This window comes from Dactylosporangium sp. CA-092794 (assembly GCF_050948465.1).
In the GTDB taxonomy this organism is placed as follows: domain Bacteria; phylum Actinomycetota; class Actinomycetes; order Mycobacteriales; family Micromonosporaceae; genus Dactylosporangium.
Genome location: NZ_CP192044.1, coordinates 10,698,376 through 10,723,537, shown reverse-complemented (window position 1 = coordinate 10,723,537; position 25,162 = coordinate 10,698,376). Strand labels below are relative to the sequence as shown.

Genomic DNA, 25,162 nt, shown 5'->3' with positions numbered 1-25,162 from the left:
CCAACAGATCCAGTCTGTTATGCGCCGAGGACCGTTGTTCACGCGGGGTGGCGCAAGCAGAATAATCGCCCAAACGGAGCAAAGCGGCGGAAATGGGAAATCAGCCGAGCGGCGCCGGGGGCGTGGCCGGCGCGAACGGGTCCAGCCGGCCGATGGTGAGCGCGATCCGCAGCGCGAACCCGTCCCGCGGCACCAGCGGCGCGAAGCCGGTCACTTCGCCGATGCGGCGCAGACGGTACCGCACCGTGTTGGGATGCACGAAGAGTCCCCGGGCGGCGCTCTCCAGCACCCCGCCGCCGGCGAAGAACGCGTCCAGCGTCTCCAGCAGCTCCCCGCCCGCCCGCACCAGCGCGCCGTACACCTCCTGCCGCAGGATCCGCCGCGCCTCCGCGTCGCCGGCGAGGGCCCGCTCCGGCAGCAAGTCGGCGGCGGCCACCGGGCGGGGCGCGGCCGGCCAGGCGGGCGCGGCCCGAAACCCGGCCAGGGCGGCGCGGGCCGACTCGGTCGCCTCGTCCAGCGACGGTACCGCCGGACCGACCACCACCGGGCCGTCGCCGAAGCCGACCAGCAGCCGCTCGGTCGCGGCCATCGGGTCCGCCGCCCCGCCGAGCACCACCACCAGCCGGTCGCCGTGCACCCCGCCGAGGATCTCCACCCCGATACGCCGCGCCGCCCGGTAGACGGTGTGCAGCACGGCCGCGGCCTCCCCGCCCGGCGAGCGGCCCACCGCCACCGCCACCGGCGGCGCGTCGGCCCAGCCCAGCGCGGCCGCCCGGCTGGCCAGCACGTCGGAGGAGTCCCCGCGCAGCAGCGCGTCGACCAGCAGGGCCTGCAGCCGGGCGTCCCACGCGCCGCGGGTCTCGGCCGCCCGGGCGTACACCCGCGCCGCGCCGAAGGCGACCTCCCGGCTGTAATACAGCACCGCCTCCCGGATGCCGGTCTCCTCGCCGGGCGCGGCGAGCAGCGGCAGCTGCTCCTCGACGACCTCGATGGTGACCCGGATCAGCTGGACCGTCTGGCCGAGGTTGATCGAGCGGGCCAGGGCGCGCGGGGCCGCGTCGAAGAACTCGTCGGAGTTGTCCGGCGGCGCCGGGCCGTCCTTCTCGCGCTTGCGCAGCCACTCCACCAGCGAGCGCACGCCGGCCTGGGCGACCAGCATGACCCACGCCCGCTGGTCGGCCGGCAGCTCCCGGAACCACGGCAGCGTCTCGTCCATACGCGCGACGCTGGCGGTGGCCAGCGCGCCGGCCGCCCGCTCGATCGAGCGCACGCTCGCCTCCAGCGAGACCGGCGCCGCCGGGGGCTGCTCCGCGCCCGCCAGTAGCTCCGGGAACCGGTCGAAGTCCGCCGCAGTCACACCTACAGCTTTTCATGCTTTCCGTCACCGGGCTGCCGCCAGCCACAGCCGTCCGTACACGCTCGCCGGCCGCGCCGTCGCCCGCAGCCCGTCGGGCCCGTCGACCAGCCGCCGTCCCCAGGGCGTCAACCGCCCCGGACGGTAACCGGAGACTACGTCCAGATAGTGGTACTCCGGGCTGTTGCCGCTCCACGACCAGCCCAGATAGCCCAGGCCGTACTCCTGGCAGTAGGCCATGATCGCGTCCTCGTCCGGGTCGCCGTACTCGTGCAGCGAGGAAAATTCGCCGACCACGATCGGCAGCCGCTGGCGCACGAAGCGGCCCAGATAGCCGGCCACCTTCTCCGCGGTGTCGAACGGCCCGTACATGTGTACGTCGAACACCACGTCGCGCTGCGGGTCGCTCGCGAAGACCTCGGCGGCGTGGTCGTACATCACCCGGAACGCGTCGTTGCCCCAGTTCGGCGCGTCGACCATGAGCGCGTGCGGGAAGCCGGCCGCGCGCAGCCGGGCGATCGCCGCCTTCGTGGTGCCCAGCCAGTCGGCGTCGACCGCGTGCCCGGACGGCTCGTTGGCGATGTCGATCACCACGTAGGCCTCCTGGTGGCGCAGCACGTCGCGCAGCGTGAGCCAGTAGTCGACCGCCTCGCCGATCGTGGCGGCGCCGGGCTGCGTGCCGTACCCCATCGTGTCGTGCACGTCGAGCACGCAGATCAGCCGGGCCGCCTTGCACCGCGCCACGATCGAGGCGACCTCCGACGGCCGGGTGGCCGGCCACTCGTGCCCGCTGGACAGCGCCACCCGCACCGCGTTCGCCCCGCCGGCCTGGATGTCGTCGAAGACCGACGCCGGTCCGTGACCGAAGGCGTACCCGTGATTGACCCCGCGCAGCACCAGCGGCTCGCCGTCGGACTCGACCAGCCGGCCGTCCGCCACCCGGATGCCCTCCGTCCCGCCCGCCCGCGCCGGTGAGACGTACGCCGCACCGAGCAACGACAGCAGCAACGCCGGAAACGCCATCCTGACGACCGTCCGTTTGACCACGGGTGAGCCGCTACCCGTGCCCCCGCCATTCACCCGTTGTCCGAGGGTGATTCGGCCGTGCCGGGATCGACCACGCTTCGGCCCGCAAGGTAGCGTGGTTCGAGTCCAGCGTGCCGGCTGGAGGGGAGGACCGTGGAGTCGAAGGCAGCCGAGATCGCCGCGGAGCAACAGCACTTCGACCACGCCCGCAAGCACCGCGAGCGGCTGCGCGCGGAGCTCGGCGAGCATCCCGACGCCGCCGCCAACCCCGGCGCCGGCCGCTGGCTGGCCGGCTTCCGCCGCAACCGCAAGGACGCCCTCGCCCCGCCGGAGCAGGAGGTCGCCTTCGGCCGCATCGACGCCGAGGGCAACGAGCGTTTCTACATCGGCCGCCAGATGATCGTCGACGACCAGCACCAGGTGCTCGTCGTCAACTGGCAGACCCCGGTCGGCGACCTGTATTACCAGGCCACCCCCGACGACCCGCGCGGGCTGTCCCGCAAGCGCACGTTCAGCTGCGAGGGCAACCAGATCCTCGACTTCGAGGACGTGGTCTTCGCCCAGCTCGCCGAGGCGATCGCGGAGCTGGAAGGCCCCGACTCGGCGCTGCTGGCCGAGCTCGACCGCGGCCGCACCGGCGCCATGCAGGACATCGTCGCCACCATCCAGGCCGCCCAGCACGAGCTCATCCGCGCCCCGCTCGACCAGCTGCTGATCATCGAGGGCGGCCCCGGCACCGGCAAGACCGCGGTCGCCCTGCACCGGGTCTCCTGGCTGCTCTACAACCACCGCGACCGGCTGCGCCCGCGCGACGTGCTCGTCGTCGGCCCCCACCCCGCCTTCACCCGCTACATCCGCTCGGTGCTGCCGAGCCTGGGCGACAGCGAGGTCGAGCAGGTCGACATCGACCAGCTCGGCCCGCCGGTGCAGCGCGGCCGCCCCGAGGAGCCCGCCACCCACCGGCTCAAGGGCGAGGCCCGGATGGCCGCCTTGCTCGCCCGCGCCCTCGAGGCCCGCATCGGCAGCCCCGAGCCCGCCGAGCGGATGCTCTTCGACGGCCGCTTCATCACCTTGGCCGCCCCCGAGATCACCACCGCCGTCGAGGAAGCCCGCCAGACCCCCGGCCCCTACGCCGTGCGCCGCCAGCGGCTGCGCGCCCGCCTCGCCGACCTGGTCCGCGAGCGCGGCGGCCCGATCGAGGCCGAGCGCCTCGGCCCGGTGGAGAACCTCCTGGAGCGGCTGTGGCCCCTGCAGAGCGCCGCGGCGTTCCTGCGCGCCCTGTTCGGCTCCCGCCCCCGCCTGAGCGCGGCGGCCGCCGGCGAGTTCACCGACGAGGAGCTTTCCCGGTTGTACCGCCGGGGCGCCGACCGGCTCTCCGAGCAGGTCTGGAGCGCCGCCGACGTGCCGCTGCTCGACGAGATCGACGACCTGCTCAACGGCACCCAGGGGCGGTACCGCCACATCGTCGTCGACGAGGCCCAGGACCTCTCGCCGATGCAGCTGCGCGCGATCGCCCGCCGCTCGGCGACCGGCTCACTCACCGTGGTCGGCGACCTGGCCCAGTCCACCGGAGCCTGGGCCCGCGACCACTGGGACGAGGTCACGCAGCACCTGCCGCAGACCTTCACCCGCGCGGTGGCCAGGCTGCGGTACGGCTACCGCGTGCCGCGCCAGGTCTACGAGCTCGCCGCCGAGCTGCTCCCGATCGCCGCCCCCGGCATCGAGCCCACCCGGGTCGTCCGCGACGGCCCCGCCGACCCCGGCGTCCACGTCGTGGAGCCGGGGGAGCGGGCCGGCCGGGTCGCCCAGATCGCCCGCGACCACCTGGAGGCCCAGCGCTTCGTCGGCATCGTGTGCCCCGCCGCCTGCCGGGCCGAGCTCGAGTTCGCCCTGCACGCCAACGACCTGCCGTGGGGCCGCGTCGACCAGGGCGAGATCGAGCGCTCCCTCAACCTGGTCTCCCCGCAGGAGGCCAAGGGCCTGGAGTTCGACGCGGTCATCGTGGTCGAGCCCGAGGAGATCGTCGCCGAGGACCCACGCGGCCACCGCCTGCTGTTCGTGGCCCTGACCCGCACGATCCGCTACCTGGACATCGTCAGCTGCGGCGACACGCTCCCGCTGGAGCCCGCGCGCGACGTCACCGACCGCATCCCCCGCCAGCGCGCGGTGATCGAGCCCGACCCGGACCCGACCGTCGAGCTGTCCCTGCTGGACCGCCTGGCCGAGAACCTGACCGCGATGATCGCCGGCAGCGCCCCGCCCGCGGTCTGGGACGAGGTCCTGCAGCGCACCGCGGCCCTGCTCGACGAGCGCTCAGGCCGCGACCGCCCCACAGGCCGCCACCACCGCTCCTGACTCCGCCCCGTCCCCTCACGCCCACCCCACCCGGCGGATAAGCCCAGCCCGCGGCACGCGGGAGCCCCGCCCCGCCCGCCGCGCTCCGATAAGTCGGGCGCTCCGCGCCACGACTTATCGGATTTTTCGCCTGACGGGGCATAAATCCGATACGCCGGATTCTAAGCCGACCCGCGCCGCTTCCGACCTCTTCGCGACAAGAAGTCTCCGCGATCATGCTCGATCCGCCGTGCACACCAAGCCTTTTCCATGATCGCGGAGTAAGAATGTACCCATAGGTACCATAAGTCTCCGTGATCATGGCAAACCGGCCATACCGCAGCGCGCACTGCATGATCACGGAGACTTTCGGTCGGTCCGAGCTGCTCGGTTCGCTGGGTCCGCTGGACGCGGTGGCAGGGTTGGCAACGTGGCTTCGGTTATTTACGCCGTCAGGGTATAAATCCGAAAAATCCGGTCGCGAAGCGGCTGGATTTTTCGTGCAAATCGGTCCGCCGCGCGCCGCGCGCCGCGCGCCGTTCGGCGCTCGGCGTTCGGCGTTCGGCGTTCGGCGTTCGGCGTTCGGCGCTCGGCGCTCGGCGCTCGGCGCTCGGTGGTGCTGGTTGCCGTGCGGTCAGGAGCCTTCGGCGGTGCGGATTTGTTCGGCCATGCCGGCGGGGGAGAGGTCGGCCCGCAGGAACTCCGGCGAGGCCTGCAGGCTCAGGTGCAGGTCGGTCGACTCGCTGACCTGGACGTCGCCGTGGGACAGGCGGAAGTCCAGGGCGTGGCCGCCGTGCCTGCGGTCGGCGGCGAGGAAGTGCAGGTGGTAGCCGGCGACCGAGATGCCCTGCTCGTACCGCGGCATCCGGAACCCGGCAAGCGTGCCCGCGACGCCGGTCAGGGTCGCCTCCGCCTGTCGCCTGGTCGCTTCGACCAGCGGGGGGTACGGCGGAGTCTGCGCCGCCACCGTCCGCGTGTGCACGGCGTCGAACACCCCGTCGACCCGGATCGCGTAGATCAGGTTCTCGGTGGGCAGCCGCGCGTCGATGGCGCCGGTAAGGGCGGCTCGGTCGGCGCGGGCCGGGGCCGCGAAGGCGAGGTCGGGGCGGAAGCGGGTCACCGCCGCGAACGGTGTCCGGTCGTCGCCGTCGGCGATGGCCGCGCTGCCGTCGGCGCGCAGGTGGTGGCAGATGCCGTCGAGGATGACCATCTCGCCGTCCAGGCGGTTGAAGGTGCCGAGGCCGAAGTCGCCGTGCCGCAGCAGCTCGTCGATCGTCACGATGCCGTCGTAGACGCCGCCGAGCAGCGCGCCCATCGTCGAGGACTGGTAGACCTCGCGGGCGAACCGGCCGATCCGCTCCGCCGCCGGGTCGGTCATACGAACGCGTCCTGGTGCAGCTGGGCGGCCAGGTCGACGTTGTGGCTGTAGTCGACCGGCACGTCCACGACGGACGGGCCCGGCTCGGCGAGCGCCTGGCGCAGCGCGGCGACGTACTCCTCCTCCGTCGACACCCGGTAACCGTGGGCGCCGAATGCCTCGGCGTACTTGACGATGTCGTAGTCGCCGAGCTCCACGCCGGACTTCCGGCCGTACTTCAGCAGCTCCTGGAAGCCGACCATGTCGTAACTGTTGTCGCGCAGGATGACGTGCGTGAAGGTCAGGCCCAGCCGGGTCGCGGTCTCCAGCTCCTGCGCGGAGTAGAGGAAACCGCCGTCGCCGGAGACGGACACCACCGGGCGGCCCGGGCGGACCAGGCAGGCGGCCATCGCCCACGGCAGGCCCACCCCGAGGGTCTGCTGGCCGTCGGAGAAGAGCAGATGGCGCGGCTCGTAGGTGCGGAAGTGCCGGGCCATGTAGATGTACATCGAGCCGACGTCGCAGGCGACGGTGGCGTCGTCGGTGAGCAGCTCCCGCAGCGTGAGCACCACGACCGCCGGGTTGAGGCCGGCCGCCGTGTGCGGGGTGCTCATCGCCCGCTCGTCGAGCTCCCGCAGCCGGCGCCGCTGCCGGTCGATCTCGGACCGGAAGGGCTCGGCCAGGCGCAGGCCCGACAGCGGGCCGGCCAGCGCGGCGAGGGTCGCGGCCACGTCGCCGCGCAGCTCGAGCGCGGGCTGGTAGTGCCGGTCGAGGGTGGCCGGGATCGCGTCGACGTGCACGATCCGGCGCGACCCGCCGCCGTTCCACAGCGCCGGGTCGTATTCGACCGGGTCGTACCCGACGGTCAGGACCAGGTCGGCGCCGGCCAGCACGGTGTCGCCGGGCTGGTTGCGAAACAGCCCGACCCGGCCCACGTAGTGCTCCTCCAGCGCCCGGGAGACGACCCCGGCGCCCTGGAACGTCTCGACCACCGGCAGTTCGGTGCCGGCGAGCAGCCCGCGCAGCGCGGCGCAGGCCTGCTCGCCCGCGCCGCGGACCCCGACCAGCAGCGCCGGGCGCTGGGCCGCGCGGATGGCCTCCACCGCCGCGCGGATGCCGTCGGCCGGCGCCGGGCCGAGCCGTGTCACGGGCGGCACGCGGGTGAACGCGGCGACGGCCGGCGCGGCGAGCACGTCGGTCGGCAGCACGACGGCGGCCGCGCCGCGCGGCTCGGTCATCGCGGTGCGGAAGGCCGCCGCGACCGCCTCCTGCGCGTTGGCCGGGTCGCTGACCTCGCCGCTCGCCTTGGTGACGCCGCGCAGCAGTGCGGTGGCGTCCATCGACTGGTGCGTGCGCTTCAGCCGGTCTTCCCGCGGTACCGCGCCACATAGAGCGACCACCGGGTCCTGCTCCGTCGTGGCGGTCAGCAGGCCGGTCGCGAGGTTGGCGGTGCCCGGCCCCGAGGTCACCAGCACGACGCCGGGGATCCCGGTCAGCCGCCCGACCGCGGCGGCCATGAACGCGGCGTTCTGCTCGTGGCGGCAGACCACCAGCCGCGGGCCCTCGTCGAGCAGGGCGTCGTACACCGCGTCGATCTTGGCGCCGGGCACCCCGAAGATGTACGGCACACCCTCGGCCCCGACGACCTCGACCACCCGCTGCGCGCTGCGCTCCAACTGCGCCGTCATGGCGCGCAGCTACCCCGTGGCGGTGCCTCTATGCCGTGTGATGATCGTGGGATGACCGACGAGCTGCTGGCGGGCCAACTCGACTACTACCGCCGCCGCGCCGCCGAGTACGACGAGACGGCGTACGGCGACGTCACGGCCGCCCGGGCCCGCATCGCCCGCCTGGTCGCGCGGATGCACCCGACCGGCCGCGTCCTGGAGATCGCCTGCGGCACCGGCCTGTGGACGGAGGCCCTCGCCCCGTTCGCCGACACGCTGACGGCGACCGACGCGGCTCCCGAGACGATAGCCATTGCCCGCCATCGGGTACCCGCGGCAAACGTCACGTTCGAGGTCGCCGACGCCTTCACCGGCCTCCCGGCCGCCCGCTTCGACGTGATCTTCTTCTCCGCCTGGCTCTCCCACGTGCCGGCGAGCCGCTTCGCCGAGTTCTGGCACGCGCTGCGCGACCGCCTGAGCGAGCACGGCCGGGTGCTGTTCCTCGACGAGCACGTCGACGTCCGCGCCAAGGAGTCGTACCTGGCGGGCCGCGACGACGTCGTCGAACGCACCTTGCGCGACGGCACCACGTTCCGCGTGGTCAAGAACTTCGTCGACCCGGCCGAGCTGCGGTCGCGACTGCAGCGCCTGGGCTGGACCTGCGCCATCCACCGCGACGGCGAGGACTGGATCCACGGCGAGGCCCGCCCCGGCTGATCGGCTACCACTCGACGGTGGCCGCGGTCACGGCCGTCTCCGGGTCCAGCTCCCAGCCTTCCGCGTACGCCGCGGCGAACTCCTCGGGGCCCAGCGCGGCCTGACCCCGGCGGGTGAGCTCGCGCACCTGCGGATCGGTGCGGTCGTGCGCGCCCCGCAGCCGGGCGGCGGCCCCGAGCAGCACGGCCGACTCGTGCTGCCGTCCGCGTCGCTCGGCGAGCGCGGCCGCGTGCACCGTCACCAGGGACAGGATCGGCAGTTCCCGGGTGGCCAGCGCGGCCGAGTACGCCTCCCGCAGCGCCTTGTCCGCGCCGGGCAGGTCGCCCAGCGCCAGGCAGAGCGCGGCCCGTGCGCTGCCGACCAGCGTCCGGGCCTGGTCCGCGGGGAACGCGGTGTCGCCGAGCAGGCCCCGTTCGGCGTCGTCGAGCAGGCCGGCCGCCCGGTCCAGGTCGCCGGCCCGCACCCGGAAGCCGGCCTCCCGCGCGTCGATCAGGACCAGCATGTCCGCCGCGGACGCGTGCAGCGCCCGCTCCCGGGCGGAGTCGATCATCGCCGCCGCCCGCTCGGTGTCGCCGCGCCGCAGGTACACGTCGATCCAGCGCAGGTCGCTGTAGAGCTGGTCGCCGAGGCTGAGCGCGCCGAACTCGCCGGCCAGCGCCCGGGCCTCGCGCAGGTCGGCCAGCGCGCCGTCGAGGTCGTCGTACCGCCGCAGCTGGGCACGCATCGGCAGCGTGGCGGCCTGGCCCCAGCGGTCCCCGGCCTGCCGGAAGCGGGCCAGGGACGCCTCCACGTGGACCCGCATCCGGTCGAGGGCGCCGGCGTTCTCGGCGATCTCGGCCTGGAACATGTGGGCCAGCCCGGACAGCCACACGTCGTCGCCGTCGGCCAGCCGCCGGAAGGTCGTGAGCGCGGCGTCGGGCTCCAGCAGGAAGAGCAGGACCGGGCCGAACACGCGGTAGTGGCTCGGCAGCTCCGGATGATCGAGCAGCCGGCCGGCCAGCTCGCGCATCTCCGCCCGGTCGTCCGCGGCTTCCCCGGCGGTGATCCCCGACCGGATGTCCGCCCGGTTGAGCAGGTAGACGGCGCGGGCGCAGTCGCGCTCGGGCGTCGGCCCGCCGCCGGGCACCGCCAGGGCCTCGCCCAGCCAGTAGGCACCGTCGGGCTGGCGGCCGGACATCTGCCAGTACCAGGTCAGGCTCAGGGCGAGCGCGATCGCGCCGGGGGAGTCGTGGGTGGCGCACCGGTGGCGCAGGGCGGCGAGCGTGTTGTCGTACTCGGCGCCGATGACCTTCATCGCGGACAGCTGGCCGGGCCCGCGCAGCCGGGGGTCGTGGCGGGCCATCAGCTCGGTGAAGTGGGCCGCGGCCAGGTCGCGGGCCGTGCCGAGGTCGCCGGTGCCGGTCAGGCGGTCGGTGCCGTACTCACGGATGGTTTCGAGCATGCGGTAGCGGCCGGTGCCGGCCGCGAGCTGCAGCAGCGACCGGTCGACGAGGGCGGCGAGCAGCTCGGGGACCTCGGCGGCGGGCACGGCGGTGCCGGCGCAGACGGCCGCGGCCGAGGCGGGGGTGACGCCGCCGGGGAGGATGGAGATCCGTTCCGCGACGGTGCGTTCGTGCTCGTTGAGCAGCTCCCAGCTCCAGGCGATGACCGCGCTCAGGGTGCGATGCCGGGGCGGTGCGGTGCGGCTGCCGGTGGTGAGCAGCCGGAACCGGTCGGAGAGCCCGTCGGCCAGGTCGGGCAGTGACAGGGTCCGCAGCCGGGCGGCGGCCAGCTCCAGGGCCAGCGGCATGCCGTCCAGGCCGCGCACCACGCGCACGATGTCGGGCAGCGTGGTCCCATCGACGTCGAAACCGGGTCGCACGGCGGCGGCCCGCTCGGTGAACAGCCGCACCGAGGCCGCCCTTCGGGCCTGTTCGACGCCGTCGTCCGGGCCGGGCAGCGCGAGCGGGGCCAGCGGCACGAGCGCCTCGCCGTCGACCGCGAGGGGTTCGCGGCTGGTGGCGAGCACGCGCAGCCCGGGGCAGCGGGGCAGCAGCGCCGCGACCAGGTGGGCCACGGCGTCGATCAGGTGCTCGCAGTTGTCGACCAGCAGCAGGCTCTCCCGGCCGCCGAGCTCGCCGACGAGGACGTCCAGCTCGTCGCCCTCGACCCGCTTGCGGGCGTCGAGCATCGCGCGGCCGCGCAGCCCGATCCCGGCGAGCACGGCCGTGGCGATCTTCGCCGGCTCGGTGACGGACGCGAGGTCGATGAGCCAGGCGCCGTCGCGGTATTCGTCGCGGTGGCGGCGGGCGGCCTCCAGCGCGAGCCGGGTCTTCCCGGCGCCGCCGGGGCCGAGGACGGTGACCAGGCGTCCGGCGGTGAGCAGGGTGCCGATCCGGGCCAGCTCGTCGTCGCGGCCGATGAAGCTGGTCAGCGGCGCGGGCAGGTTGGTCCGGGCGCCTCCGGCCGAGGCGTCCGGCGCCAGGACGGGCGGGTCGGGGCGCAGCAGGCGCAGGTGGCGTTCCCGCAGGGCGGTGCCCGGGTCGGCGCCGAGGACGTCGGCCAGGGTCTCGCGGACCCGCTCGTAGACGGCCAGCGCCTCGGCCTGATGCCCCTGCGCGGCGAGCGCGTCCATCAGCAGCGCGGCCGCGCGCTCGTGGACCGTCTGCCCGCCCGGCAACCCGGCCAGCAACCCGGTCAGCCGGGCCGCGGCCGCGTCGGGCCGCCCGAGCGACAACTCGGCGTCGGCGAGGTCGGCGACCGCGTCGATCGACACCTGCGCCAACCGGGTCGCGACCGTGGGCGCGACCGCGGCGATGACCGCGGGCTCGGCGCCGGGATGATCACCCCACAGCGCCACGGCCTCGGCGAGCGCGGCGCCCGCGGCCGCCGGGTCACCCGCCCGCAGCCGCTCCCGGCCGGCGGCGGCGAGCCGCTCGAAGCGCAGCGCGTCCACGTCGGCCGCGTCCACCGCCAGCCGGTAGCCGCCCGCGACCTGCGCGACCACGTCAGGCACCGGGCCGGCCGGGCCGAGGGCGCGGCGCAGCCGGGAGACGAGGGCGTGCAGGGCGGAGGCGGGGCCGGCCGGCGGCTCCTCCGCCCAGATCGCCTCGACCAGCACGCCCGGCTCGACCGCGCGGCCACCGGCCAGCGCCAGCCGGACGAGCAGGCCCTGCAACCGCGCGCCCGCAACGGGCAGGACGGCGTCACCGCGAGCCACCCGCAACGCGCCGAGCAGCGTGACGCGAAGCCGTGCACGCCCATCCATTCCCCGATTTTCGCGCGCTCAGCCACGAGCCCCCACATCAGGGCGGCCGTGTCAGCGCCGTGTCTGCCGCGTGCCAGCGACCCGCCGCAGTCTTTGCCTGCCGAACCCCCCCCAGACGATTCGAAGCACAGGAGGAGACCTTGAACGACATCAAGCCGCTTGAACGGTCCTCGGTCCCGCAGCGCCGCGCGGCCGGGGCGGCGCTCATCGCCAGCGGGGTCGTCTACTTCGTCGCCGAGTTCATCGCCGCGGCGGCGTGGACGGATCCGCCCTACAGCTACACGTACCACTTCATCAGCGATCTCGGGGTGCACGGCCCCTCAACCGCGTTCGAGCAGTTCATGTACTCGCCGCTCGCATGGGTGATGAACACCGGATTCTTCCTGTTCGGGCTCGCCGTGCTGGCCGGCGTTCTCATGCTGCGGGGACTGCCGAGGGGACGTCGCTGGGCGCTGGTCACGACGGCCGCGCTGCTGGCGGTCGGCAGCATCCTGGTGGCGCTGTTCCCGGGCTCCGGCGAAGCGTTCGACAACGGCACGGCCGCCTACCACGGGCTGGGCGCTTTCACGGCGTTCATCGGCGGCAACGTGCTCGCGATCCTCATCGGCCGGGCGCACCGGCTCCTCGGCGTCTCCCGCGGGCTGGGCAGGGCCCTGGTGGTGCTCGGGATCCTCGGCTTCGTCTCGCTGGTGGCCTTCATGGCCGTTCTCGGGTCGGCCGCCGGCGTCCTCATCGGCTTCTTCGAACGCGGCGTCATCTACCCGTTCCTGATCGGCTTCATCGTTCTGGGAGCCGCACTGCGGAAGCGCGAAGTTCCAACACAATAGACGTGGACCCGATCCCGAGACTGCGTGAGGAGCCGGTCGTGAGCGTGCCGATGCATCGCGGGCAGCGTGAGCCGTTCGTGTGGGAGGGCGGTGAGGTGCTCGCCTACAAGGAGAGTGACGGCACGTTCCGGTCGGTCACCCGGCAGGTGCTGAGCGACGCCGAGCACGGGCAGGGCACATCGCTGCGGTACTTCGAGGTCGGGCCCGGCGGGCACACGACGCTCGAGCACCACGAGCACACGCACGTGGTCGTGCCCATCCGGGGGCGGGGCAGCGCGCTGGTCGTGGACCGGATCGTGCCGCTGGCGCTGCACGACGTGGTGTTCGTGCCGAGCTGGGGGTGGCACCAGTTCCGGGCGGCCGACGACGAGCCGCTCGGGTTCCTGTGCGCGGTCACCGTCGAGCGGGACCGGCCGGTGCTGCCCACCGAGGAGGACCTCGGGGAGCTGCGCCGCGATCCGGCGATCGCGGCGTTCATCCGCGTGTGACCGCGAGCAGGCGTTCGGCGGCGCGCCGGGGGTTGCCGCCGCGCTGCAGGTCGGCGCCGATGAGGAACACGGTGTCGGGGCCGTAGGCGGCCAGGAGCTCGGGGGCGCGGTCGATCGACATGCCGCCGCCGGGCGCCGGCAGCATCGGCGGCAGGGCGTGCAGCGGGCGGCGGGCCGCCTCGGCGATGGCCAGGCACTGGTCGCGGGAGAGGCTGAACCGGCCGCCCCAGCTCGGGAAGACCGACACGTCCGCGCCGGCCAGCCGCAGCAGAGTGCCGAAGAGCACGTCGGGAGCGATGCCGTGGCTCGCCGAAGCGGTGAAGCCGCCCAGGAACGAGGGGTGGGCGAGCACGACGCCGCCGGGGAAGCACTCGGCGGCGCGGGCCAGGGCGGCGAAGCCCGCGATGCCGGGCATCACCAGGACGCCGTGCGCGCCGTGGTCGCGGGCGAAGCGGACCTGCTCGTCGAAGCGGGCGGCGGCGCCGTTGACGGCCGGCAGGTAGACGCCGCGGCCGCCGGTGTCCTCGTTCGCCCGGCGTACCGCCTCGGCGATCCTCGGCACCCGCTCGGCGAACGGCGCCCAGCGCTGGTCGGCCACGCCCTGGTCCTCCTTGAGCACGTGCAGGCCGCCGGCCGCGAGGTCGTAGGCGAGGGCGGCGAATTGCTCGATCGTCATGCCCACCGGCTTGAGGGCGGTGGCGAGCAGGGCGCGCTCGGGCTCGCCGACCAGCGCCCGGACGCCGGCCACGCCGAGCCGCGGGCCGGGCAGCGCCGCGGCGAGGTCGGCCGGCAGTTCGAGGTCGACCAGGCGTACCCCATCTTGGAGCGAGACATTGCCGAGCAGCAGCACCAGCAGCTGGCCGAGCTCGGCCCCGGCCAGGTCGGCCGGGTAGTCCACGGTGACCAGCGCCGGCCGGCCCGGCCGCGCCTCGACGGTGCGGACGCGGGCCAGCGAGTCGCGGACGGCGTTGTCCGGGGCGAGCTCGGTGGGCAGCTCGTGGCTCTGCTCGACCGCGACCAGCGCCGCGCGGGCGGCCGGGTCGTCCGCGGTGATCTCGTACACCGCGGTGATGACCTCGCTCATGCCTGCTCCGTGCGCAGCTCGTGGGCGCCGTCGGGGCGGGTGGCCTCGTAGTAGATGCGGCCCGGCACCGCCGTCAGGTAGCGCAGCCCGTGCGGGGCGTGCGGCGACTGGGCCGGCGGGGCGGCGGAGGCGGTGAAGGGGCCGAACGTGCCGTCGGGGAGCAGTTCGGCGCGGGCCGTGCCGGTGCGCTCCTCCCAGTTCTCCTCCGCCGTGGCGCGGCCGTCGTAGGTGGCGACCAGGCCGTCGCCGGCCGGGAAGACGGCGCTGACCCGCACCCCGCGGGCGTCCCAGGTGCCGGGGGTCGGCGCCAGGGCCACGCCGCGCCAGGTCCAGTCGAGGCCGTCGGGACTGGTGGCGTACCACGTGCTCATCCGGTCGGCGTGCTCGGCGGACTCGAGCGGATGCACCGAGGCCCACAGGTGCCAGCCGCGGCCGTCGAAGTGCAGCACCGGGTCCTTGACGCCCACCGTCGCGTCGCCGGGCAGGACGGTCAGGGCCGGGGCGGCGCCGAGCTTCTCCGGCTCGTCGGCCTCCAGCACGTCGACCCGCCAGTGCTTGGTGCCGGGGGTGGCGACGCTGACGTACAGCCGCCAGCGGCCGTCCGGGGTGACGGCGAGCGCGGGACGCTCCAGCGAGGCGCCGCCGAAGCGCTCCTTGCCGACCTCGGTGACCGGGGTGAACGAGACGCCGTCGCGGGAGCGCGCCACCACGTTGGCATAGCCGCGGCCCTCGCCGATCGGTCTGCGGAGGCGGTACGCCAGGTAGACCTCGTCGCCGGCGCGCAGCGCGCTCGGGGCGCCGGCCCAGGTGCCGGGGCCGGTGGCGGGCGGTTCGACGACGACGCGGGCGTCATCCCAGCGCGGCAGCGTCAGCAACGCGTTTCCTCCTATTGGTAGTTGCTCGCGTGGTGCAGGCTCAGCCAGTCGGAGTACGACTCCCCGGAAAGCTCCTGCAACAGCTCGATCTCCTCGACGAACCGGGGCAGCAGCGCGGCCCGCTGTTCCGGGGTGACTCTCGGTCGCCGCCCGGGCTCGCGGTGCAGCAGCGCCAGCAGCGGGCGGCTGAAGACCCGGCGCGCCGGGACGGGGAACCGATGCCCGATCCTGCCACCGGAGCGCAGCAGCAGCCGCAGCACCGCGTTCACCGGCGTGTCGGCCACATAGTGCCGCACGTTCTCCGGCGGGATCTCGCCGACGTGCCCGGTGGAAACCCCTAAAAACCCGCAAACCCGGTCGACGGTACCCCGGGGATCGTCGCGCAGATCGCGATAGCGCAGCAGCAGGATCCGCTCGCGCGGGAAGTACTCCAGCAGGTGGCGCAGCTGGCTGCCGTACCGCCCAAGATCGGTGTAATGCCAGAACGCCGCCCAGCCCTTGGCCTTGCGCACCGGCTCCAGCTCGACCGCGCGCAGGAAATCCGCCTCGGACTCCAGGCCCGCGCCCCACAGGTGGGACCAGTTGGAGTGGGCCCGGTCGACCGGGTCGCGCAGCAGCAGGATCAGTTTGACCTGCGGGATCAGCTTCGCGATCCGCGCGTGCGCGGCCAGGTCGTGCAGGTAGAACGGGGTCGCCTCGCCGAGCAGCGCGCCGGGCGGGGCCGGCGCGAACAGCGCCTCGTAGTCCTCCCGCCGCCACACGTGCTCCTGGTAGGTCTGCCGGTCGCCCGGCCCGCCGACGCGCGGCGGCGGCCCGTCGGTGAGGAAGAACTTCGGCTCCTTCACCGTGGGCAGGAAGAGCTGCGGATGGCGCACCAGCGCGGCGTGCAACGCCGACGTGCCGGCCTTCGGCACGCCGGCGACCAGGAAGTCGGGCAGCATCCCGGAGTACCCCTTCCCTATCGACACGATGGGAAATTCACCCTAGTGGGGGTACGGCCTCGCGACAAACGGTGGCACCGAATGGCATGCTGCTGCGCATGAGCGTCGTCTCCGTGATCAACTACAAGGGCGGCGTCGGCAAGACCACCGTGACCGCGAACCTCGGCGCCGACCTGGCCGCCCGCGGCCGCAAGGTGCTGCTCATCGACCTGGACCCGCAGGCGAGCCTGACGTACTCGTTCTACCGCCCGGCCGACTTCACCGAGCAGCCGACGATCCGCTCCTGGTTCGAGGCCTTCGTCGCCGCCGACGCGCCGGAGCCGCTGGGGAAGTACGTCCTGGCCCCGCTCGCGGTGAACGGGATCGTCCAGCCGCTCGGCGGCCAGCTCCACCTGATCGCCTCCCAACTGGGCCTGGTCGACGTCGACCTGGACCTGGCCGCGGGTCTCGGCGGTTCGCGCTTCCAGCGCAACAGCCCGCGCTACCTGCGGGTGTATCGCCTGCTCGCCGAGGCCCTCACAGACCAGGTCTTCAACGGCTACGACGCGGTGCTCATCGACTGCGCCCCGAACTTCAACCTGGTGACCCGCACCGCCCTGGTCGCGAGCGACCACGTGATCGTCCCGGCCCGCCCCGACTACCTGTCCACGCTCGGCATCGACCTGCTGCGCACGCGCCTGTCGACCCTGGTGGACGAATACAACTCGGTCGCGGAGCAGCCGATCAACCCGGAGATCATCGGCGTCGTCTACACGATGGTGCAGTACACCTCGACCGGGCCCCTGCTGACCCAGCGCACCTCGGTCGAGACGACGAGCGAGATCGAGATGCCGGTGTTCCGCCAGACGATCCGCGACAACAAGTCGGCGATCACCGAGGCCGGCCAGCGCGCGATCCCCGCCGTGCTGGCACCCCCGGGCAGTCCCGCGGTCGAGACCCTACGATACGAGCTGCAGCAGCTGACGAGCGAGTTCCTGGCGCGTACCCGAATCTGAGGAGACCTGCCGATGTCCGACCCGGCCGACCTTGCCTACGAGGTGCTCCAGCGCGTGGCCGCGTTCGTGAAGGCCCTCCCGGCCGACCAGCTCGCCGACCTCGCCTCCGGCGCCGCGAAGCTGGAGCTGGTCCCCAAGGGCGGCCGTCCGGCGAAGGCCGCTCCGGCCGCGCTCTCCCGTCCGGTGGACGAGATCCAGGACACGCTGCGGCAGCTCGGCACCCGGCCGGCCGCCGAGCAGTACCTCAACGACCTGCGCCTGACCTTGCCGCAGCTGAGGGAGCTGGCCAAGGCGCTCGGCGTGGCCGTGCCGGGGAGGGCGACGAAGACCGCGGCCGTCACGGCCATCGTCGAGGCTTTCGTCGGCCGCCGGCTGGACAGCCTGGCGCTGAGCCGGTAGGTCAGTCGAGGCAGAACTCGTTGCCCTCGGGGTCGGCCATCACGATGAAGCCGGCGCTCATCGGGGGCGCGGGCTCGTGGCGGCGGATTCGCTTCGCCCCCAGCCCGACCAGCCGGTCGCACTCCGCCTCCAGCGCCGCCATGCGTTCCTCGCCCTGCAGTCCGGGCGCCGCCCGGACGTCGAGGTGCACGCGGTTCTTGGCGACCTTGTCCTCCGGTACCCGCTGGAAGAAGAGCCGCGGCCCGGGCCCGTCCGGGTCCTCGATCGCCGATCGGGTGTTGCGCTGCTCCGGCGGCACGCCGACCCGCGCGAGGAAGTCGTCCCACGCGGCGAGCGGATCGGCGCCCGCGGGCACGTCGACGCCCGGCGGCCCCGGATGGACGTAGCCCAGCGCGTCGCGCCAGAAGGAGGACAGCGCCCGCGGGTCGTGGGCGTCGAACGTGACCTGGAAGTGACGACTCATAGGGCCACCCTGTCACGCCAGGCGGACAGTTCCGGTCCGCAACTCGCCGCTCGTCAGGCCTGATGCGCCGTTTGCCGAGCTCGCAGCTCCGCCTTGCGCTCGTGCCAGCGGCGCATCATCGCGCGGGTCTCGTCCCTGAGGAAGTGGATGAGCTCGAGCGTCTCGTGCAGCCGGTCGGCCGCCGGTGAGTCGCCGAGGATGGCGATGCCCTCGCGGAGGTCGGCCTCGCCCCGTTCGAGGAACGGGTTCGCGGTGACGGTGGCCTCATACCAGGAACCGTCGACGACGTAGGCGTGCCGGCGGGTTCCGGGATCCCGCTCGGTGCGGATGAGCCGGACCTGGACCAGATAGCGGACGGCGCCCGAGACCCCGCCGGTGCTGGCGTGCAACCGCTCCGCGAGCTCGGCCGCGGTCATGCGCCCGGTCTCGCTGACCAGGAGGGTCGCGAACACCCGGGCGGCGAGCCGTGGAAAGCCGGCATCAGCGAGCGTGGAGGCGAACCGTTCGACGAAGCTGCCGATCTCATCGATCTCGTCTGCGCGCACGGAGCTCCCCTCGGCTGTCCCTACGAGCCTACTCCTGTAGCATGAACTTTCAGTAATCACTGAAAGTTCATCCCGCCTGGAGGAGCGATGAACCAGCGAGCTAAAGATCGGACGTTCTGGCAACGGCTCGCCGACCAGCAGTGGTCGAAGTACGTTCGGCTCCCTGCTCCGACGAACAGCTACACCGCGACCCGAGACGTGCGGATCCCGATGCGGGACGGCGTCGAGCTGCTCGCCGATGTCTACGAGCCGAAGGGACCGGTGTCGGGAACGATTCTCGTGACGTCGCCGTACGGCTACAACTTGATCGGCACGGCGATGACGGGAGGGGTGTTCTTCTGCCATGGTTATCGGGTCGTGCTGGTCCGGTGCCGCGGGACGTTCGGGTCGGGGGGAACCTTCGAACCGTTCATGGGCGAGGCCGACGACGCGGCCGACATCGTCGCCTGGATGCGTGAGCAGCCGTGGTTCGACGGGCGCTTCGCCACGTACGGCTACTCGTATTGCGGCTTCACCCAGTGGGCGTTGCTGATGGATCCGCCTCCGGAGCTGGTGACCGCGGTCATCGCGTGCTCGCCGTACAACTGGGGCACGTCTGTCTACACCGGCGGGGCGTTCCTGCTCAGCACGATGGTCGAATGGTCCTTCGTCACGACCAAGCAGGAGGAGTCCCTCCTGCCTCGCATCGCCGGGGTTCTGTCTTCCCGGGCCCGGGTCCGCAATGCCATGGCGTCCCTGCCGCTGACCGGCGCCGCCGAGCAGCTGATGGACGGGAAGGCACCCTGGTACCACGAATGGGTCACCCGGCGGGACCTGGGCGACCCATGGTGGAAGGGCGCCGATCTGACCGACGCGCTGGAACGGGTGCGCGTCCCCGTGCTGCTGCAGGGCGGCTGGCAGGACGGCTTTCTCCGCCCGATCCTGGCCAGCTACACGCGGCTGGCCGACCGCGGCGTCGAGGCCGGACTCACCGTCGGCCCATGGACCCACGCTCAGGGCGGCGCCGTCGGCACCCGCGTCCTGCTGCCCGAAGCCCTGGCCTGGTTCGACCAGCACCTGGCCGGCTCAAGCGCCGGGCGCCGCCCCACGCCGGTCAAGGTCTTCGTCAGCGGCCCCGACGAGGGCTGGCGCGACCTGCCGACCTGGCCACCGGCGTCGGCGGAGCAGATCTTCTATCCACGCTCCGGCAAGACCCTGGCCGCGCTACCGGCCGACCCGGGCGAAGCCGGCACCTTCACCTACGACCCGGCGAACCCGACCCCCACCTACGGCGGCGCCTTCGTCTCACAGATTTCCCCGGGCATCACCGCCGGCTACACGGACGACAGCCCGCTCGCCACGCGTTCCGACGTGCTGGCATTCACGTCGGACCCGTTGACCACCCGGCTCGAGGTCATCGGCCGCCCGGTCGTGGAGGTAGGACACGCCTCCGACAACCCCTTCGCCGACCTGTTCGCCCGCCTCTCGGAAGTCGACGCGAACGGCCACTCCCGCAACATCAGCGACGGCTTCGTCCGCCTCGACCCTGCACAACCCCCGGGCGTGGTCCGCCTGGAACTCGACGGCGTTGCCCACTGCTTCGCGCCGGGCAACCGAATCCGGCTGATCATCGCCGGCGGATCGCATCCCCGCTGGGAACGCAACCTGGGAACACCCGACGACCCAGCCACCTCAACCGGCATGCAGCCGTCACGTCGAACAATCGACCTGTCGACCACGAGGCTCATCGTCCCGGTCACCCACCCACGGAACAACGCCTAGCTGATCTTGACCTCGACGGCTGGCGCACCTCCCGCGCCGACCGAATGGCGGAGGCGTCGCCCGCGCGTGGCGCCTCCGCCCCCGCCCGTTGCCGCCCGCCGCACCGTATGTCTCCGTGATCATGCTGCCCGCCGTGGCCGCACCACGGGTTTGCCATGATCCCGGAGACTTGCGGTACACGGGGGTACATCGCCACTCCGTGATCATGAAAAACCGTTGGTGTCGATGCCGGGTAGCGCATGATCACGGAGACTTCCGGCCGCTGCGCCGTGCATCGCGGGCGGGGGACCCGCGAACCGCGAGCCAGCGCCGTATCCTCGGCCCGCTCTGCAACACCGACGGTGTTGATCAGATACGCGAGCGGTGCGCGCCTCCTCGCCGTCACCGCGCTCCTTGCACCTGATGCAAGGTAATACGCAGGATGTGCAAGCTAGGTCTCGGCTCCTGCCCCTGCTGCGCTCGCCTCTGGACGGCATGATCGCGCGAGGCGAACTGGAGCGCATTCCGGCCGGCCGGGACCATGCCGACGTCTTGTTGTCCCAGGCACGCCGGCTCAGCCGGTGAGCATTTGCAGGAATGCCGCCGGGTGTACGACCGGGATGCCGTACCTGGCGGCCTTCTGAGCCTTGCCCGACATCGTGTCCGGGTCGGCCGCCACCAGGAGGCGGGTCTTCCGGGTGACGTTGTCCCCGACCACCAGCCCCGCGTCGCCGGCCCGCGCCGTCCACACGTCGCGTGGCTCGCCCATGTCGCCGGTGAAGACGACGATGTCGCCCGGGTCCAGGCAGAACCGACGGGCCGTCCCGGCGGCGCGGACGCCCACCAAGCTGGCCGCATGGCGGGCCATGCGGAGCATCTGGTCGACCCGTCCGCCGTCGAGACCGAGCAGCGCCGCGACGGTCTCCAGGTCGCGCTGCTCATCCGGGGTCACGACGCCGTCCGCCGCGGCGACTGCGGCGAGCGCCTGCAGGTAATGCTGGTGCAGCTCGACGACCTCCGCTCGGCCCAGTCCCAGTTGAGCCGCCACCGCGATCAGCGCGTCGGCCTCCGTCGCGGAGACGTGACGATCGAGCAGGGCACGGTCGAGCACGTCGAGGTAGGCGTCGGCGTCGGGCCGATGAGACCTCGGCAGCTGGTCGACAAGCCGGGACAGGAAGTGCTCGTCCACCTGACCGTCGGCCCGGCGGTTGACGAGGACGGCCTCGGTTCGCGGCAGCACTGGCCAAGCCGCCGAATCCACGGCGAATCGGTGTGCCCACGGCGGCGGCTGGCCGGCCACCCGCAGGAAGTGCGAGAGCAGCTGCGCCGCCGCCCGGGCGTCGTGCAGCGCCGAGTGGGCGTGCGTCAGACGAATGCCCGCGGCCGCACAGCAATCGGCGAGACCGCGCGACGTGGCCGGGAAGAACTGGCCGGCGAGCCGCATCGTGCAGAGCCCGGCCTCGTATTGGACCGGCGCCTTGACGCCGAGCCGCTCGAACTCCGCGGCGAGAAACTGCCCGTCGAAGGCCCAGTTGTGCGCCGCCGGAATCCGTCCGCGCAGCCGCCCGGCCACCAGGCCCGCCAATTGCTCGAACCGCGGCGCCCGCCGCGCCTCCGCGGCCGTGATGCCGTGGATGTGCTGCGGCCCGAGATCCCGCTCCGGATTCACCAGCGTGCACCATTCCGATTCGATGCGCCCGGCCGCATCGACGTGCACAATTGCGATTTCGACCACCCGGTCGTGCCAACCGGTCCGAAGCCCGGTCGTCTCGACATCGACAACGGCGTACATCTGCCGCACAGTAGCGACGACGTTTCCGCCCGGGTACGCCCGAACGGCCCCTCCACCGAATCAATCCGGATGAGTCATTCCGAGGTCGGGCGCAGCGGCAGTTCGCGTTGGCGCTGCCAGTGGCCATATAGGGCGCCCTGCCGGGACAGGCGGTCGACGGCGCGGATGGCGTGTTCGTGGCCGGGCGGGCAGCTTGACCCGGCCGACGTCGGACCGTCGGCCAACTGTTGTCCTGGCAGGATGTCGTTGTGAGTAACCCCGACCTCGTCCTGGTGCTGCGCTACCGCAAGGCCGTCACCTACGGCTTCCACGTGTTGCTCGGCGCGCTCGAAGAGCACGACACCGGTACCTCGTACGAGGTGGTCTTCGCCGAGACGCCCGAGGCGACCATCACCGAGATCGAGGCCGGGCTGAGCCGTGCAAAGCGGGTGCTGGTGTTGTGGTCGTTCTATTCCCCCGACGCTGAGGCGCTCGCCGTCGAGTTGGCGACCATCAAAGCGGCGGCCCCCGGCGCGCTGCACGTCGCAGGTGGTGTGCACGCCACCGCAGAACCGGTGCAGACGCTTGACGCCGGCTGGGATGTCGCGGCCATCGGCGAAGGTGAGACGACGCTACTCAACCTGGTCGACGCCGGCGGCGACCCGACCGGTGTGACCGGCCTGGCGTACCGCGACGCGGCCGGCAAGGTGGTCAAGACGGGGCGGCCGGAGCGCCTGCCGCTCGACACGTTCCGCGGGTTCTCGCTGCGCTGGCACCGGTTCAACGCCCTCGAAATCACGCGGGGATGTGCGTTTTCGTGCAGATTCTGCCAAACCCCCTTCATGTTCTCGGCCCGGTTCCGGCACCGGAGCGTGGAGAACGTCCGCTGGCACGTCGACCAGATGCGCGAGCGCGGGCTGCGGGACGTCCGCTTCATCACGCCGACCGCGTTGTCGTACGGCAGCCAGGACGAGTCGCCGAACCTGGAGGCCGTCGAGGAACTGCTGGCCACGTGCAAGGAGGGCATCGGGCCGGACGGCCGGGTCTTCTTCGGCTCGTTCCCCAGCGAGATCCGGCCTGAGCACGTCAGCCGGGAGGCCCTGAGGCTCGTCAAGCAGTACTGCTCGAACAACAACATCATCGTCGGCGCCCAGTCCGGCTCGGACCGCGTCCTCGAGGCGGCCAAGCGCGGCCACGGCGTCGAGGAGGTCAAGCGGGCCGTCCGCCTCGGCGTCGAGGAGGGTTTCCGGATTAACGTCGACATGATCTTCGGCATGCCCGGCGAAGACCAGGCCGACGTCGACGCGTCCCTCAGCCTCGCTCGCGAGCTGGCCGAGCTTGGCGCCCGCATCCACGCCCACACCTTCATGCCGCTGCCCGGCACCCCGTGGCGCGACGCCCCACCCGGCGATGTCGACCCGGAGACCATCCGAGCGGTGGACCGCCTGTCCCGGCAGGGTGCCCTGTACGGGCACTGGCAGCGCCAACGCGAACACGCAGCCCGGCTCGCCGCCGCCGCGGAGGCTTACCCGCGGCCCGGACGAAGCAAGACGCTATTGCCGATCCGCCCAACTTCGGGATAAGAGCACAGGGGCATGGCTACGGCAGAGGGCGACTGGCGACGACGGTCTGGCTAACAACCATGCGGAGAGCAACCAGTCGATCATTCAGGGGTCGACGCCGGCAACGTGGGCCGCGCCTGGGGCGGCCTGCTTGATGCCGGCGAGCGCGGCCGCGTCCGGCGAATAGAACGACCACAGGACCAACACCTTCGCCGCCTCGGCCGCGCGGATCGCCTCGACCGTGGCCGCCGCCGACTCCGCGAAGATCGCCTCGTACGCCGTCGAGGACTCGTGCTCCTCCAGCGCGGCGAGCAGCACGTGGAAGCCATAGGTCCGCAGGATCAGGACCAGGTCGGGACTGCTCATCCGCAATCTTGCCAGTGACGGCTTCACCCACGAGCACCAGCGACGGCAGGCGGTGGTGCCGGTACCCATCCGAGGCACGCTGCGTCCCAGGTCCGACCGGTTGCTTCCCCCAGGAGCACTGGATCAGCAAACCCGCGGATCGCTGTGAGGAGCAGGTCGAACTCCTGCGGGAACTGGTCCTCAAGACGCTGCTTACGAAGCCATGTCGCCCAGCGCCGCTGGGACTGCGTCGCGTAGTCGCCCAGCGCCTCCCCCAGTGGGGTCAGTCGCGCTCCGCGGTGTTCGGCAACCTGCGTTGTCGCGGATGTCAGTTCGTCCCCGTCGACGTCGTGACGGCGCGAAAGGGTGTAGATGTCCACGAAGTCGCGCCAACGCGTGTGCGCCGCGCCGCGTTGGACCGCGGTGACCAGTTTCTCGGCGTGCACCATGGCGAGCGGATAGCCGACGACCCGGATGGTCCCGTCAAGCAGGCGAGGCAGCGTCACCGGCTGGGGTGCCGGCCAGATCGGATCTCCGACGTTGATGTCGACGTGGAACGTCAGCTGTGCCGCCGCCAGCCGACCGGTGAGCGTGACTCGGACGCCGCTGTACTCGTCCTGATCACGGATGATCTCTGCGGTGGCGGTATCACGGGTTGGCCGATCACTCACAGCAAGATTTCCAATGCCTCACGCAGCGTCCGTTCGGCCTGCGGGAACTGGCGGGCCATCGCGAGCAACTCCGACGGCGACGACCCATGCCGCCGCAGCCAGCGTCGTAGCGCACCGTAGACCAGCTCGGAGCCCTCACGGTGACGCAGCCGGGCCGCGTCGATGATGCTCCGCTGCGCATCATAGAGACCTATAGATGTCTGTTCATCCAGTGGTACGGTGGTCCGTCCGATCCCGAACGTGTCGGGATCAAAGAGATGCCAGGTCACGGGCGCAGGAACGGTTGGGCGGTGCGCGCCTCGCGGAAGAGCCACGTCGATCGTCGTGGGAATCTCGTCGGTCAGTCCATGACGGGCCAACGCGCTGGTCAGGCACAGCGTGGCCATGGGCGCCCGCCGCGCGACGGTCAACAGATCAATATCGACAGGAGCGTCCGCATCCGTACGACGGAACAGCCCACGACCGATGACCTCGATGACACCCTCGTCCCTCAGCCGATACAGCCGGTACTCGGACAACCCGCTACGGCGCGCCTCCGAGTACGTGAACGTGGAGGGAAGCGCGAGGAGGATCATTTCGCTTCGAGAATCACGCCGAGCCTCCACGGAGGGAATTCTACACACCCATGGGCAACCTGTAGCTAGTTTCCCCGACAGTGGGACCGTCATCACGCCCGCTCCGACATGCCAGGCCCTATCGACCTGGCCGGGCTGTATGCCACCCATGTCGCACCCACGCAGCAGTCGCTGCCAGC

General features: G+C 72.4%; 22 protein-coding genes. 8 read left to right on the top strand and 14 right to left on the bottom strand.

All coding sequences use genetic code 11. The annotated features are described in order from the left end of the window. Window positions 1–100: 100 nt before the first annotated feature. Window positions 101–1,321 (bottom strand): PucR family transcriptional regulator, encoded by a 1,221-nt coding sequence (locus ACQPXD_RS46245; RefSeq protein WP_432844208.1) that lies wholly within the window; start codon window positions 1,319–1,321, stop codon window positions 101–103. A 60-nt stretch (window positions 1,322–1,381) separates the two neighbouring features. Further along, complete coding sequence (locus ACQPXD_RS46240; protein ID WP_432829812.1) at window positions 1,382–2,377, bottom strand: glycoside hydrolase family 5 protein; 996 nt, start codon at window positions 2,375–2,377, stop codon at window positions 1,382–1,384. A 156-nt stretch (window positions 2,378–2,533) separates the two neighbouring features. Between ACQPXD_RS46240 and ACQPXD_RS46235 the strand changes: the two genes are divergently transcribed. Further along, complete coding sequence (locus tag ACQPXD_RS46235; RefSeq protein WP_432829810.1) at window positions 2,534–4,735, top strand: HelD family protein; 2,202 nt, start codon at window positions 2,534–2,536, stop codon at window positions 4,733–4,735. A 613-nt stretch (window positions 4,736–5,348) separates the two neighbouring features. Here the strand turns inward: ACQPXD_RS46235 and budA are convergent. Next, on the bottom strand, window positions 5,349–6,092 hold the full coding sequence (gene budA / locus ACQPXD_RS46230; RefSeq protein WP_432829808.1) for an acetolactate decarboxylase: 744 nt from the start codon (window positions 6,090–6,092) through the stop codon (window positions 5,349–5,351). Beyond that, window positions 6,089–7,759 carry an acetolactate synthase AlsS gene (gene alsS, locus ACQPXD_RS46225; RefSeq protein WP_432829806.1) on the bottom strand — a complete coding sequence of 557 codons (1,671 nt, stop codon included), beginning with the start codon at window positions 7,757–7,759 and terminating at the stop codon, window positions 6,089–6,091. Before alsS ends, budA begins: the two co-directional genes overlap by 4 nt. Window positions 7,760–7,810: 51 nt before the next feature. Here alsS and ACQPXD_RS46220 point away from each other — a divergent pair, with 51 nt between their 5' ends. Further along, window positions 7,811–8,455, top strand: coding sequence for a class I SAM-dependent methyltransferase (locus tag ACQPXD_RS46220; protein WP_432829804.1), 645 nt, complete (start codon window positions 7,811–7,813; stop codon window positions 8,453–8,455). 4 nt (window positions 8,456–8,459) lie between these two features. Here the strand turns inward: ACQPXD_RS46220 and ACQPXD_RS46215 are convergent, their stop codons facing one another. After that, entirely contained in the window at window positions 8,460–11,702 is a 3,243-nt protein-coding gene (locus ACQPXD_RS46215) for an AfsR/SARP family transcriptional regulator (protein WP_432829802.1), read from the bottom strand. A gap of 140 nt (window positions 11,703–11,842) precedes the next feature. Between ACQPXD_RS46215 and ACQPXD_RS46210 the strand changes: the two genes are divergently transcribed. Further along, window positions 11,843–12,529, top strand: a complete 687-nt coding sequence (locus tag ACQPXD_RS46210; protein WP_432829800.1) for a DUF998 domain-containing protein — start codon at window positions 11,843–11,845, stop codon at window positions 12,527–12,529. Window positions 12,530–12,567: 38 nt separating this feature from the next. Then, the gene (locus ACQPXD_RS46205; RefSeq protein ID WP_432829798.1) at window positions 12,568–13,017 is read left to right on the top strand and encodes a cupin domain-containing protein; all 450 of its coding nucleotides are present in this window, start codon (window positions 12,568–12,570) and stop codon (window positions 13,015–13,017) included. Here the strand turns inward: ACQPXD_RS46205 and ACQPXD_RS46200 are convergent. The 3 genes from ACQPXD_RS46200 to ACQPXD_RS46190 are packed head-to-tail and all read right to left on the bottom strand — an operon-like array spanning window position 13,004 to window position 15,917. Beyond that, window positions 13,004–14,101, bottom strand: a complete 1,098-nt coding sequence (locus ACQPXD_RS46200; protein WP_432829796.1) for a RuBisCO large subunit C-terminal-like domain-containing protein — start codon at window positions 14,099–14,101, stop codon at window positions 13,004–13,006. The two genes, ACQPXD_RS46205 and ACQPXD_RS46200, sit on opposite strands and share 14 nt — an antisense overlap. Then, entirely contained in the window at window positions 14,098–14,976 is an 879-nt protein-coding gene (locus tag ACQPXD_RS46195) for a hypothetical protein (RefSeq protein ID WP_432829794.1), read from the bottom strand. The genes ACQPXD_RS46200 and ACQPXD_RS46195 overlap by 4 nt, the downstream gene beginning before the upstream one ends. Window positions 14,977–14,987: 11 nt before the next feature. Next, on the bottom strand, window positions 14,988–15,917 hold the full coding sequence (locus tag ACQPXD_RS46190) for a sulfotransferase family protein (protein WP_432829792.1): 930 nt from the start codon (window positions 15,915–15,917) through the stop codon (window positions 14,988–14,990). A 98-nt stretch (window positions 15,918–16,015) separates the two neighbouring features. Here ACQPXD_RS46190 and ACQPXD_RS46185 point away from each other — a divergent pair, with 98 nt between their 5' ends. Both ACQPXD_RS46185 and ACQPXD_RS46180 read left to right on the top strand, forming a co-directional pair. Next, window positions 16,016–16,912 carry a ParA family protein gene (locus ACQPXD_RS46185; RefSeq protein WP_432829790.1) on the top strand — a complete coding sequence of 299 codons (897 nt, stop codon included), beginning with the start codon at window positions 16,016–16,018 and terminating at the stop codon, window positions 16,910–16,912. A 12-nt stretch (window positions 16,913–16,924) separates the two neighbouring features. Further along, window positions 16,925–17,311, top strand: coding sequence for a hypothetical protein (locus tag ACQPXD_RS46180; RefSeq protein ID WP_432829788.1), 387 nt, complete (start codon window positions 16,925–16,927; stop codon window positions 17,309–17,311). 1 nt (window position 17,312) lies between these two features. Here the strand turns inward: ACQPXD_RS46180 and ACQPXD_RS46175 are convergent, their stop codons facing one another. Both ACQPXD_RS46175 and ACQPXD_RS46170 read right to left on the bottom strand, forming a co-directional pair. Then, entirely contained in the window at window positions 17,313–17,774 is a 462-nt protein-coding gene (locus ACQPXD_RS46175; protein WP_432829786.1) for a VOC family protein, read from the bottom strand. Between the two features lie 53 nt (window positions 17,775–17,827). Next, window positions 17,828–18,319, bottom strand: a complete 492-nt coding sequence (locus ACQPXD_RS46170; protein ID WP_432829784.1) for a GbsR/MarR family transcriptional regulator — start codon at window positions 18,317–18,319, stop codon at window positions 17,828–17,830. Between the two features lie 87 nt (window positions 18,320–18,406). Between ACQPXD_RS46170 and ACQPXD_RS46165 the strand changes: the two genes are divergently transcribed. Continuing rightward, window positions 18,407–20,080 carry a CocE/NonD family hydrolase gene (locus ACQPXD_RS46165; protein WP_432829782.1) on the top strand — a complete coding sequence of 558 codons (1,674 nt, stop codon included), beginning with the start codon at window positions 18,407–18,409 and terminating at the stop codon, window positions 20,078–20,080. 553 nt (window positions 20,081–20,633) lie between these two features. On the opposite strand, the gene ACQPXD_RS46160 is transcribed toward ACQPXD_RS46165, so the two are convergent. Next, window positions 20,634–21,851, bottom strand: a complete 1,218-nt coding sequence (locus ACQPXD_RS46160; RefSeq protein ID WP_432829780.1) for an exonuclease domain-containing protein — start codon at window positions 21,849–21,851, stop codon at window positions 20,634–20,636. Between the two features lie 248 nt (window positions 21,852–22,099). Between ACQPXD_RS46160 and ACQPXD_RS46155 the strand changes: the two genes are divergently transcribed. After that, a complete protein-coding gene (locus ACQPXD_RS46155; RefSeq protein WP_432829778.1) occupies window positions 22,100–23,413 on the top strand; it encodes a TIGR04013 family B12-binding domain/radical SAM domain-containing protein in 1,314 nt (437 codons plus the stop codon). An 84-nt stretch (window positions 23,414–23,497) separates the two neighbouring features. Here the strand turns inward: ACQPXD_RS46155 and ACQPXD_RS46150 are convergent, their stop codons facing one another. The 3 genes from ACQPXD_RS46150 to ACQPXD_RS46140 are packed head-to-tail and all read right to left on the bottom strand — an operon-like array spanning window position 23,498 to window position 25,013. Further along, window positions 23,498–23,758 carry a hypothetical protein gene (locus tag ACQPXD_RS46150; RefSeq protein WP_432829776.1) on the bottom strand — a complete coding sequence of 87 codons (261 nt, stop codon included), beginning with the start codon at window positions 23,756–23,758 and terminating at the stop codon, window positions 23,498–23,500. A gap of 23 nt (window positions 23,759–23,781) precedes the next feature. Further along, entirely contained in the window at window positions 23,782–24,408 is a 627-nt protein-coding gene (locus ACQPXD_RS46145) for a nucleotidyl transferase AbiEii/AbiGii toxin family protein (protein ID WP_432829774.1), read from the bottom strand. Further along, a complete protein-coding gene (locus ACQPXD_RS46140; RefSeq protein WP_432829772.1) occupies window positions 24,405–25,013 on the bottom strand; it encodes a type IV toxin-antitoxin system AbiEi family antitoxin domain-containing protein in 609 nt (202 codons plus the stop codon). Before ACQPXD_RS46140 ends, ACQPXD_RS46145 begins: the two co-directional genes overlap by 4 nt. Window positions 25,014–25,162: the final 149 nt, after the last annotated feature.

Bases quoted from the DNA above. Each gene is read 5' to 3' on its own strand.
- ACQPXD_RS46190 (WP_432829792.1), bottom strand. From the start codon at position 15,917: ATGCTGCCCGACTTCCTGGTCGCCGGCGTGCCGAAGGCCGGCACGTCG.
- ACQPXD_RS46240 (WP_432829812.1), bottom strand. From the start codon at position 2,377: ATGGCGTTTCCGGCGTTGCTGCTGTCGTTGCTCGGTGCGGCGTACGTC.
- ACQPXD_RS46150 (WP_432829776.1), bottom strand. From the start codon at position 23,758: ATGAGCAGTCCCGACCTGGTCCTGATCCTGCGGACCTATGGCTTCCAC.
- ACQPXD_RS46160 (WP_432829780.1), bottom strand. From the start codon at position 21,851: ATGTACGCCGTTGTCGATGTCGAGACGACCGGGCTTCGGACCGGTTGG.
- ACQPXD_RS46165 (WP_432829782.1), top strand. From the start codon at position 18,407: ATGAACCAGCGAGCTAAAGATCGGACGTTCTGGCAACGGCTCGCCGAC.
- ACQPXD_RS46185 (WP_432829790.1), top strand. From the start codon at position 16,016: ATGAGCGTCGTCTCCGTGATCAACTACAAGGGCGGCGTCGGCAAGACC.
- alsS (WP_432829806.1), bottom strand. From the start codon at position 7,759: ATGACGGCGCAGTTGGAGCGCAGCGCGCAGCGGGTGGTCGAGGTCGTC.
- ACQPXD_RS46200 (WP_432829796.1), bottom strand. From the start codon at position 14,101: ATGAGCGAGGTCATCACCGCGGTGTACGAGATCACCGCGGACGACCCG.
- ACQPXD_RS46180 (WP_432829788.1), top strand. From the start codon at position 16,925: ATGTCCGACCCGGCCGACCTTGCCTACGAGGTGCTCCAGCGCGTGGCC.
- ACQPXD_RS46220 (WP_432829804.1), top strand. From the start codon at position 7,811: ATGACCGACGAGCTGCTGGCGGGCCAACTCGACTACTACCGCCGCCGC.
- ACQPXD_RS46215 (WP_432829802.1), bottom strand. From the start codon at position 11,702: ATGGATGGGCGTGCACGGCTTCGCGTCACGCTGCTCGGCGCGTTGCGG.
- ACQPXD_RS46175 (WP_432829786.1), bottom strand. From the start codon at position 17,774: ATGAGTCGTCACTTCCAGGTCACGTTCGACGCCCACGACCCGCGGGCG.
- budA (WP_432829808.1), bottom strand. From the start codon at position 6,092: ATGACCGACCCGGCGGCGGAGCGGATCGGCCGGTTCGCCCGCGAGGTC.